The 12,647-nt window shown below is 58.2% G+C and carries 16 protein-coding genes; all 16 read right to left on the reverse strand.

The window, feature by feature from the left end:
- Entirely contained in the window at window positions 1–783 is a 783-nt protein-coding gene (gene cobK / locus HMPREF0908_RS09790) for a precorrin-6A reductase (protein WP_006691337.1), read from the reverse strand.
- Entirely contained in the window at window positions 780–1,535 is a 756-nt protein-coding gene (gene cobJ / locus HMPREF0908_RS09795) for a precorrin-3B C(17)-methyltransferase (protein ID WP_006691338.1), read from the reverse strand. Before cobJ ends, cobK begins: the two co-directional genes overlap by 4 nt.
- Complete coding sequence (locus HMPREF0908_RS09800; RefSeq protein WP_006691339.1) at window positions 1,523–2,611, reverse strand: cobalt-precorrin 5A hydrolase; 1,089 nt, start codon at window positions 2,609–2,611, stop codon at window positions 1,523–1,525. Before HMPREF0908_RS09800 ends, cobJ begins: the two co-directional genes overlap by 13 nt.
- Window positions 2,608–3,363, reverse strand: a complete 756-nt coding sequence (gene cobM / locus HMPREF0908_RS09805) for a precorrin-4 C(11)-methyltransferase (protein ID WP_006691340.1) — start codon at window positions 3,361–3,363, stop codon at window positions 2,608–2,610. Before cobM ends, HMPREF0908_RS09800 begins: the two co-directional genes overlap by 4 nt.
- Window positions 3,364–3,370: 7 nt before the next feature.
- Complete coding sequence (gene cbiT, locus HMPREF0908_RS09810; protein ID WP_006691341.1) at window positions 3,371–3,946, reverse strand: precorrin-6Y C5,15-methyltransferase (decarboxylating) subunit CbiT; 576 nt, start codon at window positions 3,944–3,946, stop codon at window positions 3,371–3,373.
- On the reverse strand, window positions 3,943–4,587 hold the full coding sequence (cbiE, locus tag HMPREF0908_RS09815; RefSeq protein WP_245522949.1) for a precorrin-6y C5,15-methyltransferase (decarboxylating) subunit CbiE: 645 nt from the start codon (window positions 4,585–4,587) through the stop codon (window positions 3,943–3,945). Before cbiE ends, cbiT begins: the two co-directional genes overlap by 4 nt.
- On the reverse strand, window positions 4,584–5,693 hold the full coding sequence (cbiD, locus tag HMPREF0908_RS09820; protein WP_006691343.1) for a cobalt-precorrin-5B (C(1))-methyltransferase CbiD: 1,110 nt from the start codon (window positions 5,691–5,693) through the stop codon (window positions 4,584–4,586). The genes cbiE and cbiD overlap by 4 nt, the downstream gene beginning before the upstream one ends.
- A 118-nt stretch (window positions 5,694–5,811) precedes the next feature.
- Complete coding sequence (gene lexA, locus HMPREF0908_RS09825; protein WP_040572721.1) at window positions 5,812–6,426, reverse strand: transcriptional repressor LexA; 615 nt, start codon at window positions 6,424–6,426, stop codon at window positions 5,812–5,814.
- A gap of 202 nt (window positions 6,427–6,628) precedes the next feature.
- A complete protein-coding gene (locus HMPREF0908_RS09830; RefSeq protein ID WP_006691345.1) occupies window positions 6,629–7,519 on the reverse strand; it encodes a prephenate dehydrogenase in 891 nt (296 codons plus the stop codon).
- Window positions 7,516–8,529 (reverse strand): 3-deoxy-7-phosphoheptulonate synthase, encoded by a 1,014-nt coding sequence (aroF, locus tag HMPREF0908_RS09835; protein WP_006691346.1) that lies wholly within the window; start codon window positions 8,527–8,529, stop codon window positions 7,516–7,518. Before aroF ends, HMPREF0908_RS09830 begins: the two co-directional genes overlap by 4 nt.
- A 12-nt stretch (window positions 8,530–8,541) precedes the next feature.
- Window positions 8,542–8,991, reverse strand: coding sequence for an N-acetyltransferase (locus HMPREF0908_RS09840; RefSeq protein ID WP_006691347.1), 450 nt, complete (start codon window positions 8,989–8,991; stop codon window positions 8,542–8,544).
- Window positions 8,992–9,013: 22 nt separating this feature from the next.
- Window positions 9,014–9,646, reverse strand: a complete 633-nt coding sequence (gene nth / locus HMPREF0908_RS09845) for an endonuclease III (protein ID WP_006691348.1) — start codon at window positions 9,644–9,646, stop codon at window positions 9,014–9,016.
- On the reverse strand, window positions 9,646–10,971 hold the full coding sequence (locus tag HMPREF0908_RS09850; protein ID WP_006691349.1) for a PFL family protein: 1,326 nt from the start codon (window positions 10,969–10,971) through the stop codon (window positions 9,646–9,648). The genes nth and HMPREF0908_RS09850 overlap by 1 nt, the downstream gene beginning before the upstream one ends.
- A gap of 51 nt (window positions 10,972–11,022) precedes the next feature.
- Window positions 11,023–11,295, reverse strand: a complete 273-nt coding sequence (locus HMPREF0908_RS09855) for an ACT domain-containing protein (protein WP_006691350.1) — start codon at window positions 11,293–11,295, stop codon at window positions 11,023–11,025.
- 158 nt (window positions 11,296–11,453) lie between these two features.
- Window positions 11,454–12,086, reverse strand: a complete 633-nt coding sequence (locus HMPREF0908_RS09860) for a hypothetical protein (protein ID WP_006691352.1) — start codon at window positions 12,084–12,086, stop codon at window positions 11,454–11,456.
- 55 nt (window positions 12,087–12,141) lie between these two features.
- Window positions 12,142–12,615 (reverse strand): hypothetical protein, encoded by a 474-nt coding sequence (locus HMPREF0908_RS09865; RefSeq protein WP_006691353.1) that lies wholly within the window; start codon window positions 12,613–12,615, stop codon window positions 12,142–12,144.
- Window positions 12,616–12,647 lie beyond the last annotated feature (32 nt).

The raw sequence follows: 12,647 nt of genomic DNA on the forward strand, positions 1-12,647 counted from the left end.
CTATTTTCTATCATAAATATCAGCAACAAATGTCAGAACTTCCTCCGCCGTATGGGCCAGATGCGGATAGGAAAGCACGGGGCGGTCGATCACCACGACGGGCAGACCGAGATCTTCCGCCGCCTGAAACTTCGCATCCGTCCCGCCGACAGTGCCGCTGTTCTTCGTCACAATCACGTCTGCTTCGTACTTCTCGTACATGGCACGGTTCAGCGCACGGGAAAAGGGTCCCTGCATCGCAATGATCTGCGCGGGCGTCAGCCCCAGCTCCGTGCAGAGTATCACGACCTCCGCCGTCGGCAGAACACGCGCTGTGAGCACACAGTCAAACTCCGCTGCTGCATGGACGAAGCGCGCCAAATTGCGGCTGCCCGTCGTCAGAAAGATATGCCGCCCCAAGCCCGCCGCGGTCTCCGCCGCCTCCTCATAGGAGTGTACGAGATGCACCTTCTCATACGAGATATCGCTCAGATCGCGCTCGTAGCGGATGTAGGGAACATCTGCCGCCGCACACGCCGCCATGGCGTTGCGCGAAACATTGACGGCGTAGGGATGCGTCGCATCGACAAAGACGCGAACGCCGTGCGTCCTGAAATACGCCGCCATTTCATCCGCATCAAGCGGCGTATCATGTACCGTCAGATGCCCGCCTGCCGCACTCTGCGCCTCGAGCAGCTGCTCCCCATAGGAACTCACGACGGATGCTGTCACGTCATATCCCGCTTCGCAGAGGCGGCGGACGACGGCACGCCCGTCCTGCGTCCCCGCTGCCGTGAAGATCACAGTCCCGGCTCCCGCTTCTGATAGCCGCGCGGCGTAATCATCCACTGCCCGTTCTGCTTCGTCTTCGAGTTGCCGATGATCACAATCGAGAACATATTGATATCCTCATTGGTGAACGCACCAAGCGTCGAAATCAGCACATTCTCTCCCTCACGGCTTGCCGCTGTCACGATGCCGACCGGCGTTTCGGGCGTGCGCTCATGCAGAAAGATCTCCTGCACCGCCTTGATCTGACCGACGCGCTTATGGCTGCGCGGATTGTAGAGCACTGTGACGAAGTCTCCCTTCGCTGCAAGTTCTGCACGCTCCTGGATCAGCTCCCACGGCGTGAGGAGGTCAGAAAGACTGATGACGGCAAAATCGTGCATGATCGGCGCGCCGAGGAGCCCTGCCGCCGCACTCATTGCCGAGACACCCGGGATCACGCCGCCGAATTCGGGGCGCTGATCCTCACCCATCTTCATAAGGAGTTCGAGCACCAGCCCGGCCATGCCATAGATGCCGGCATCGCCGCTTGAGATCACGACGACATTCTCCCCCGCTGCTGCTTCCTCCAGTGCCGCACGGCAGCGGTCGATTTCCTGCGTCATGCCCGTATCGAGCACCTTTTTTCCTTCGACCAGGTCAGCGATCAGCTGGATATAGCGGCTGTAGCCGACAACTGCCGTTGCTTCCTCAATCGTGCGATGTGCACGATAGGTCATATCATCCGTACTGCCGGGGCCGATGCCCACAACACTTATTTTTCCCATAGAAGCGCCACCGTCACTTTCCCAAATACTGTTTTTCCGAGTGCCATGCGTCCGCCTTTCTCGCCTGCTGCACAAAGTGCTGCCGCCTCGCATACATTTCCGACACCGATTGTTTTCCGTACAAAATCCGATTCGGTCAAATCATAGTCTTCAATCATCTGCCGAAGCGCCTCCTGTGGGAAAAAGATAATCTCACGTTCGAGTGTCCGCGCGGCCGCGAGAAGTCCTGCCTCATTGCGCTTGACCTCGGTGCTCGCAAAAAGATCGATCGCGGGCGGTTCCCGCCCGATCATCCCGCATGCCTCCGTCAGCGCGCGGAGGACCTGCGCCTCCGTCACATCGGCACGGCATCCAACGCCCGCGATCAGGCGCCGCGGAACAAGATAAATCGTCCGCTCCTCCGCAGCGGCAGGCACATGCTCCGCCCCAACGATGACAACGCGGCAGCTCGCTCCATCCGCAGGGGGAACCTCGCCGCGAAAGAGCCGTGCGCCGATCTCCTGCTCCCGCAGCTGCGCCTCATAGAAGGCAGCCTGCGGCAGATCACTGTCGATATAGTAGTGCACTTCCTCGCCCGCCATGAGCGCCGTATTCAGCACCTGTATGGCAGACTTCGGCACAGGGCGCAGGGCAAGCCGCGCGGCGACGGCATCGGGAGCGAGCACCCCCGTCACATCCGTTGCCGTCGTAATGACGGGATCCGCGCCCACCGCCGCACAAAGCGTGCGTGTCAGATCATTCGCCCCGCCGACGTGTCCCGAAAGGAGACTGATTCCATGCCGCCCCTGCTCGTCAAAAACGATCACAGCGGGGTCGTACAGTTTGCTGCGGACACAGGGGGCAAGCATACGCACGACAATCCCCGTCGCCATGACACAGACGAGTGCATCATAGCGTGAAAACGCCGTCGTAATCGCCGCGGACAGATGGGCAAAATAGGCAGTATGTCCTGCCGTGGGTGTACTGCCATTCAGCCGCTCCGGCAAATAGAGCTGCGCTTCTCCGTCAAGGGCGGTACACAGACGCGCCGCAAGCGCAGCCCCGCCGTCCGTCAGAGCAAAAACAGCAGCTCTCACTGCTTTGCATCCCGAAACATGTGCGAGAAATTGGCGGCATAGAGCCTCGACGGCTCATACACCGCATCGAGACAGTCGCCGACCACGATCATCGCTGTACGGTCGATCTCCTCCGCCTTCACCTGCTCTGCAATCGTCGCAAGCGTACCGCGCAGGATCTTCTGCTCCGGCCATGTCGCGCGCTGCACAATGGCGACAGGCGTCGTCGGCTCATACCCGCCTGCTGTCAGTTCTGCCGCAACCTCCTCGATCATCGTGATCGAGAGGAAAATACACATCGTCGAATGGTGCGCAGCGAGACTGCGCAGCTTCTCGCGGTCCGGCACGGGCGTGCGTCCCTCATTGCGCGTGATGATGACCGTCTGCGAGATGCCGGGCAGGGTATACTCCTGCCGCAGCGCCGCCGCTGTCCCGAGGAAGGAACTCACGCCCGGCACAACATCATAGGAAAAGCCGCGCTTTTCCCACGCGTCCATCTGCTCCTGAATTGCTCCGTAGATCGCAGGGTCACCGGTATGGAGACGCACGGTCATCTTCCCTGCCGTCTCTGCACGCGCGATCACCTCGATGACCTCATCGAGCGTCATGTGCGCCGAATTATGGATCTCCGCCTCTTCCTTGCAGAAATCGAGGAGTGCGGGGTTCACGAGTGAGCCGGCATAGATGACGACATCTGCCTCAGCCAGATAGCGTGCGCCCTTCATCGTGATGAGCTCAGGGTCACCGGGACCCGCACCGACAATATGAATCATGTATTCCTCACTTTCTCTGTGCCGTAATGATATAAATCGGATTCAGTGCCTTTGCCATATCGTAGGGACCGACGCGTTCCAACCGACTGATCTGCACCTGTATAGCCTCGCACGTATAGAGCTCCGCATGCGCATGGAAATAATCCAGACAGGCGGAGACCGTCTGCATCGTAATCGCATTTGCCACGATGCGTCCGCCGCTCTGCATACGCGTTCCGATGATGTCCAGAATCTCGGGCAGACGCCGTCCGCTGCCGCCGATCAAGGCGACATCGAGATGGGGAAGCCCTTCCAGCGCGGCGGGAGCCGCCCCCTCGACCACTGTGAGGTTCTGTGTGGAAAAACGTGCCGCATTCTCCTTGATGAGGGCGATTCCCTCGGGATTCTTTTCGATGGCGTAGACATGCCCCTGCGGTGCAAGACGCGCCGCCTCCACCGAGAGTGAGCCCGTCCCCGCGCCGACATCATAGACGACAGCATCGGGAGCAATCTGTGCCTTGACGAGCGTGAGAATGCGTATCTCCTCTTTTGTCATAGGCACATTACCGCGCACAAAAGCGTCATCTTTTATGCCGAGATTCATGCATCATCCTCCTTCACAGCACAGACGATAATCACGCCGTGCCCAATTCCTTCATCACGCGCCGCATCTCCCAGCGTCGTCCGAACAATGTTCTCATCCGCATAGGAAAGGCGCGTCGCTATATACATCATGTCATCTGCACGCCACCCTGATGAGAGCAGCCGCTTCGCGATGGTCTGTGAGTTGTGCTTCCCGTCCGTCAGCATCCCGAGCACAGCATCTGCCGTACGCGCGAGCTCCTCTGCCCGCGGCTCACGCCCGTGAAAACTGAGCAGACGTGCATCGTGCCACGGCAGGGCGAGCCGCGCAAAGGCAAATTGGAGCGAACTGATGCCCGGGATCACAGCCATCTGCTCGGGCGGGAACGTCCGCCGCAGAGCATCCAGCATCGAGTAGTAGCCGGGATCTCCCGAGACCATGACCACCACATCATCGTCGCGGAGCGCATCCCGGATAAAGGTCAGCACCTCTGCAACATCCGCTCCAATCGCATGCGTACGCACCTCCGCAGGAGCAAGATCGGCGAGCGCGCGCCGCCCGCCGACGAGGACGCGCGCGTCATGAATCGCCGCCCGTGCCTGCGGCAGAAGATAGGCGGGGTCGCCGGGACCGATGCCGACGACGGTGATCGTATGTCTCATGCGTTCAGTCTCCATCCGCAGGCATCGGCAAAAGCCCGCGCCTGCTCATCCACGCCGAGGATCTCCCCCGCGAAATTCACCATGACGGCACCGACCTTCATTTTCCCGAAGAGATACCTCTCCGCACGGATACGCACGCGTGCGGCGATCACCGCGCAGACCCGCTCAGCGAGCCCTGCCGACGCGATCACCGCCAAGGCATCCTCCGTCGTATTCGCTGCCAGTACGGCGCGCACATCCGTCTGGCTGAGCCCCTCAGCGGCAGCATACGCCGCGAGCGTCTCCAGCCGCGCATCCGCCATACGATTATGGGTATGGAAAATGCCGGCGGCAATCTTTACGAGCTTGCCCGTATGACCGAGAATCAGCACGCCCTTTGCGCCGCGCTCGGCGGCACGCTCCAGCATAAAGCCGATAAAGTTGCTTGTCTCGATAACCGCCTTCTGCGAAATCCCCAGAGAGAGAGCAATCCGCTGTCCAATCTTCCCGGGAACAAAGACGAGTACCTCCTCCCCTGCTGCACGTGCCACATCGATCTGCGGAACAAGGGAGTCCTTGAACGCCTCCTCCGACATGGGGCGAAGCACGCCCGTTGTACCGATCACGGAGATGCCGCCCTCAATGCCGAGCACGGGGTTGAGCGTCTTCTTTGCCAGTTCTGTTCCGGCCGGAATGGCGATCGTCACCTCTGCGCCAACATCCTCCCGCCCCGTCATCTCAGTGACAACACGTCGGATGAGCGCACGCGGCCCCTGATTGATCGACGGTTCACCGACAGGGAGGCTCATGCCGGGCTTTGTCACCGTGCCGACCCCCTCACCTGCACGGAACACAATCCCATCGGCATCATCGCGCAGCCTGAGCGTCGTGTAGACGGAAACGCCGTTCGTGATATCGGGATCATCGCCCGAGAACTTGACGACCTCGGCACAGATCCCGTCCTCCGTTTGTGTGACCGCCTTGACGGGAATCGTCAGCGGCGTTCCGTCCAGTGCCGTGAGGGAAATCTCCTGCCACGGCTTCCCCTGCAAAAAGAGAAATGCCGCCTTGACCCCTGCCGCCGCGCATGCACCTGTCGTATATCCACTGCGCAGTTCTGTCGACATACATCGTCTCCGTCCAAAACAAGAAATTTATCGAAGAAAAACTGATTTATTATAACACTCTGCCGACAAAATGAAAAGGGAGCACCGTGCATTTTACACAGTGCTCCCCAGTATCTTGTCAAATATTACGATAGAGTCCGATCACCTTGCCGAGAATCTGGACATCCGTCTCGTAGAACGGCTCCATGGCGTCATTCTCGGGCTGCAGGCGGATGCAGGTCTTTTCACGGAAGAAACGCTTCACCGTCGCCGCCTCACCGTTGACGAGCGCCACAACGATATCGCCGTTGTTCGCTGTCGGCTGCTGACGCACAAGCACGAAATCGCCGTCGAAGATGCCGACGTTGATCATGCTGTCCCCTTGAATGCGGAGCATGAATACATCCTCCGCCGTCCCGAGAAGCCCGCGTGGGAAGGAGAATACATCCTCCACGTTCTGCTCGGCGAGGATCGGCTCGCCCGCCGTCACAACGCCGACCAGCGGCACGGGGATCGTGCGCCCCCACGGATTCTCTCCCATGATGTCGATCGCACGCGGCTTCGTCGCATCACGGCGGATCATGCCGTTCTCCTCGAGCATCGACAGATAGCGATGTACCGTCGAGCTGGATTTCAGTCCAACTGCCGTGCCAATCTCACGAACCGAGGGCGGATACCCCTTCTCCACCAAGAACTCCTTGATGTAGTCCAATATCTCCGACTGTCGCCGCGTGGATATTCTTGTCTTCTTCACCGTGATACCCCCTGACAGGTTCGCATACATATTATTATTAGTATCATAGCATATATACGTTCTAAAAAAAAGGGGGTAAGTGAAGAAATTCTCCTAAGGAATCACGGATAAAATGAAGTTCGTCAGATTGCATAGATTCTCCACCGAAGTGCGGGCAAAAAAGATGCGTCAAGATGGCCTGACCGAATTCATCAGCGATTCCCTAATTTGTATCAAATTTCTGCTCTGCATCGTGGAGAATACTGTCACGGCGCGCCTTGGAAGCGGAAAAATAGTCGTGGATCGCCTGTCGATCTCCTGCATCAATGGCCGTGATAACCTCCCCCATGATCGTCTGCAGCTCGCGCAGGGCATCCGTGATCGCCCCCGCATTCGTCATGCAGATGTCCGCCCACATATCAGCATTCGAGGAAGCGATGCGCGTCGTGTCCTTGAATCCGCCGCCGATGAGCTTCAGGCAGGAGGAAAGATCATCACCGCTGCGGTTAAGGAGGGTAACGAGAGCTGCCGCCGCGAGATGCGGCACATGGCTGATGACCGCGGCACAGCGGTCGTGCTGTGCAAGATCGAGCGTCGTAAATCGGGCACGCGTGAGCCGCAGAACATCCATCAGACGTTCCTTGATCTCCTGCGGGATGGCCGGGTCGTCGATGATGACGTACGCCTTATGGGCAAAGAGATCCTTCGTCGCCGCCGCAACACCGCTCTTTTCGCGTCCCGTCATCGGATGCCCGGGGATATAGTAGATATCCGCCGGCAGGATCTCATGCAGCTGCCGATAGAGCTCGCCCTTCGTACTTCCTGCATCCGTCAGGATCGCACCGCGCTTCAGGTACGGCAGGATCCGCTCTACCATCGGAACAATCTGGAGGACGGGCGGGCTGAGGTACACAATGTCCGCATCCCCGACAACCGCCGCCAGATCCGCCCCTGCATAGTCCACCGCACCGCAGTCCATCGCCGCACGCATGGACTGCTCTGAACGGCAGAGACCTGTAATGCAGATCCCATCACCGAGCGTCTCCTTGAGGCACAGCCCGAGTGAGCCGCCGATCAGCCCGACGCCAATGATGGCAAGCTTCGTCCGTGTCATGCGCGCCGCCCGACGGCAGGGGCAATCTGCCGCACCTCATCCATCAGCATCTCGAAGTTGCGCGGAATCAAGCTCTGATCCCCATCGGAAAGTGCCAGCTCGGGGTGGCAGTGCACCTCGATGATGAGCCCGTCTGCACCGACAGCGACGGAGGCACGCGCCAGCGGGCGCACCATCTGCCACCGTCCCGTCCCGTGACTGGGGTCGGCGATGACGGGAAAATGCGTCAGCTCTTTGAGTGCTGCAATCGCATTGAGATCCATCGTATTGCGCGTATAGGTCTCATACGTACGGATGCCGCGCTCACAGAAGATGATGTTCTCATTTCCGCCCGCCGCAATGTACTCCGCTGCATTCAGCCACTCACTGATCGTCGCAGAGAGCCCGCGTTTGAAAAGCACGGGCTTCTGTGCCTTGCCGAGTGCCTTAAGCATCTGGAAGTTCTGCATATTGCGCGCACCAACCTGCAGGAGATCGGCATACTCCGAGACAAGACCGATATCATCCTTGTCCACGACTTCCGTCACAACACGCAGACCTGTCTTGTCTCCGACATCGCGCAGAATCTTCAGCCCCTCCTCACCGAGCCCCTGAAAGTCGTACGGGCTCGTACGCGGCTTGAATGCGCCGCCGCGGAGGAACTGCGCACCTGCCGCTTTCACCTTGACCGCGACATCATAGACCTGATCGTAGCTCTCGACAGAACACGGTCCCGCCATAATCGCCAGCTGCTCACCGCCGACGGGGAAACCAGACACATAGACAATACTGCTCTCGGGGTGAAACTCGCGGCTGACCAGCTTATACTTCTCCGTGATGCGCACCGTCTTTTCGACGCCCTCCATCATGTTCATCTCGAGCCCTGCTATCATCTGCTTATCCCCGATGACCCCGATGATGACGCGATCCTCTCCCTTTGATAGATGCGTGCGCAGCCCCGTCTGCTCAATCTTAGCGATCACATGGTCGATATTCTCCTGTGTGGCTCCTGCGTTCATAACGACGATCATAGCGTACCTCCGTCATACCTTTATCATAGCAATTTCATCACAGTTTGGATACTTAGGACAGTCAATGCATTCCTTCCAAACCTTCTGCGGCAGTTCCTCCCTACTGATACGGAGAAAGCCAAGCGTCTCAAAAAACGCCGGCTTATAGGTGAGTGTAAAGAACTTCTCAATGCCGAGTCCATCGCCCTCATCGAGGAGGCGGTGCACAATCTCCGCGCCGATCCCCTGCCGTATATGCGTCGGTGCAATCGCCATCATGCACACCTCGGCAAGTCGATCCCACATGATGCGCAGTGCCCCCACTCCGACCACCGTCCCGTTTTCCTCGGCGACGACAATATCACGCAAATTCTCGTAGAGCGTGTTGCGCGAGCGCGGCAGCATATCGCCCTGCGCCGCATAGACCCGCACAAGCTGATAGATTGGCTCAACGTCGTCAAATCTCGCCTTTCGATAAATCATCCGCGCCCTCCCCTCATCATACCTATGCCCCGCTGCTTGGACACACCTGAGCAAGCGCACACGTGTCGCAAAGCGGTTTTCGTGCCTTGCAGACCTGTCTTCCGTGCAGGATGAGCCAATGGTGTGCGTCGCTCCAATCCTCACGCGGAATTACCTTCTGCAGCCCCTTCTCCACCTCGAGCGGCGTCGTGCCCACGGCAAGCCGCAGGCGGTTTGCCACGCGGAACACGTGCGTATCCACCGCGATGGCAGGCATATGAAATGCGACACTCATCACGACATTCGCCGTCTTGCGTCCGACGCCTGGGAGCTTCTGCAGTGCCTCAAAGTCCGCCGGCACCTCGCCGTCGTACTCATCCAGCAAGATATGACAGGTCTCTATGATGTGCTTTGCCTTCATGCGGAAAAATCCGCAGTCATGAATCTCTTTTTCAAGTTCTGCCTGCCCAAGAACGGCAATTGCAGCAGGCGTATTTGCCTTTGGAAAGAGCCGCCCCGTCACCACATTGACACGTGCATCCGTACACTGTGCCGAAAGGATGACGGCAATGAGAAGCTCAAACGGCGACTGAAACGTGAGCGCGGGTCTTGCATTCGGATAGAGAGACCGCAGAATGCGCAGCTGCTCTGCCTTAACGGCCTTCGTGACGCGCATCAGTTCGTCAGGGCGCGCGTCGGCGCCGGGATACGCCCGCCGCGCGCGATGAACGCCGCCGAGCTGAAGAAACTGCGGACGGGAACGATAGGCGAGTAGCCCAAGAGTCCGCCGAAGGATACCGTCTCCCCCACCTTTTTCCCGGGCACAGGAATGACACGTACCGCTGTTGTCTTGTTGTTCACCATGCCGATTGCCGCCTCATCCGCGATGATGCCGGCAATCGTGCTGGCGGGCGTATCGCCCTCAATCGCGATCATATCCAGTCCGACCGAGCAGACGCAGGTCATCGCCTCGAGCTTCTCAATGGAGAGACTGCCGCGCTGAACGGCGTCGATCATGCCCTCGTCCTCGCTGACGGGAATGAACGCCCCCGACAGGCCGCCGACATGAGAGGTCGCCATCAGGCCGCCCTTCTTGACCGCATCGTTGAGGAGTGCGAGTGCCGCCGTCGTACCGGGTGCTCCGCACGCCTCAAGTCCCATCTCCTCCAGGATGCGCGCCACACTGTCGCCGACCTCCGATGTCGGTGCCAAGGAGAGGTCGATAATGCCGAACGGAACACCTAGGCGGCGTGATGCTTCACGCGCGACGAGCTGTCCCACGCGTGTGATCTTGAACGCCGTACGCTTGATCGTCTCGGCGATCTCCGTGAAGTCCGCGCCCTTCAGATCCTCAAGGGCATGTTTGACCACCCCAGGGCCGCTGACACCGACATTGATGACACGGTCACCCTCAGCAACGCCGTGGAATGCGCCTGCCATGAAGGGATTGTCTCCGGGCGCATTGCAGAACACGACAATCTTTGCGCAGCCGAGCGCCTCCTGCTCGCGCGTCAGCTCTGCCGTGCGCTTGATCACATCGCCCATCTCGCGCACGGCATCCATATTGATGCCTGCCTTCGTCGAGCCGATGTTGACCGACGAGCAGACAATATCCGTCACTGCCATCGCCTGTGGAATGGAGTCGATGAGCACACGGTCGCCATGCGTCATCCCCTTTTCGACGAGTGCCGAAAATCCGCCGATGAAGTTTACCCCGACCGCCTTGCCTGCGCGGTCGAGTGCCTCCGCTACGGGGACGAAGGAATCCGTCTGACACGCATCCGCCGCGATCCCGATGGGCGTCACGGAGATGCGCTTGTTGATGATGGGGATGCCGTACTCCGTCTCGATGTCCTCGCCTGTCTGAACGAGATACTCCGCTGAGTGCGTAATCTTCTCATAGACATTCTGGCAGAACTTCTCGAGGTTTGGATGGGCGCAGTCCCGCAGGGAGATTCCCATCGTAATGGTACGCACATCGAGGCGGTTTTCCGTAATCATCCGATTGGTTTCACGGATGTTCTCAAATGTAATCAATCTGCCGCTCCTCGCTCAAATCTTGTGCATGACCTGGAAAATCTCCTGGTGCTGAACCTTGATCTCGAGTCCCTGCTCCTCGCCCTTCTTCCGCAGAATCTCCTGCAGATCCTTGAGCTTGATCTCCGCATCATCCGGCATCTCGGCAAGCATCACCATGTTGAAAAAACCATCCATGATGTTTTGGTTCACATTCATGATATTGACGCGCTGCTTGGCAAGGATCCCACTCACCATTGCTACAATACCGACCTGATCCCGTCCGACAATCGTCACAACCAATTTCATCTTCGCCACTCCTCAAGAAGCATCCGCATAGATACCGTGCAATATCCCCTGCATCATATCAAAAAACACAGACACCGTCAACACGAGACACACACCGCTGCCTCCGACAAATATGGCGTGAACAGCACAAAAACTGTTCACGCCATAGGTAAAAGAAACTATAGTCCCAAGTCGCCCATCCGCATTTCTTCCACATGGTCGTCTGCGATGGAAAACGCAAATCCTATCGTCGGATCCTCTTCGAAGAAATAGATGTAGTCTTTGCCATAGATCATGCTCGGCTCACCATAGACACGCCGCAGCTCCTCAACCGGTGTGCCGACGCGAACGCCCTTGCCGGAAGCAAGAGCATTATGCGAGCGCACACGCACCAAGCGCACTGCTCCGTCTACCGTTTCAACGAGAAGGCCGTCTTCATATCTGCATGCAACGACATCTTTCCCTGCATAACGCATGGACTTCTGTGATGTCGTCTCCTGCGGTGTTCCATAGCTGGCGCGTACCTCTGCATCCCCTGCACCGTATGCGATGCCGCCAAGGATCAGCGATTTGCGTTCCAGACGAACCGCTGATGTCTGCTCCTCTGTGCGATGCTGACGAAGCAGCTGCGCCTCACGCTTTGCTGCATCATCTGCCATGAGCGTCTTCTCTACAGACTCGCGTGCAATAGGTACATGGTCCCCAGGGGAATTGCTCAGCGGCTCTTCTGTACAGCCCTGGAGCATGTAGGCTGTAAGAAGCGCTGCGGCTCCTACGATGGCAATCCCTGCACATACAACGCTCTTTCGCATCTTCACCGGTTGTCTCTCCCTTAGGGAATTACTGGATTGCGGGAAGTTGCCCGCCTCAGCGGATCACTCCCATGCGGATCTCATCAACGCGACCATGTTCGATCTCAAAGGAAAATCCGATCGTCTGATCACCATCCACATAGTAGATATAGTCATCCCCATGTATCGCATCCGGCTGCCCATACGCTGCAATCAGTGCATTCAGATCACTGCCGACCGCGATATCATCCTTGGTACGAATGCCGTTGCTCGCACCAACCTCAATCCGCCGAACGAAACCATCCACAAAGGTAATGTCAAACTCGCTGCCATACTCCCACTCAACGGCCTGTCCACCGGAGTAGATCGGGTTATACTTCGTCTCAACCTCACGCGGCGCACCATAGACACTGCGCACGTAACTCTCCGATGCACCGTACTCAATCCCACCTGCGACGAGTGCATCCTGCAACACAGATGCCTGCACAGCAGTCATGCTAAGCATGCTGATACCAAGAGCCAATCCAGCGATTTTTCCATAAAAGTTCATCACGTTCTCTCCTTATTTCATTATTAATAAAA

It is taken from the genome of Centipeda flueggei ATCC 43531, from assembly GCF_000160695.1.
Taxonomy (GTDB): Bacteria; Bacillota; Negativicutes; order Selenomonadales; family Selenomonadaceae; genus Centipeda; species Centipeda flueggei.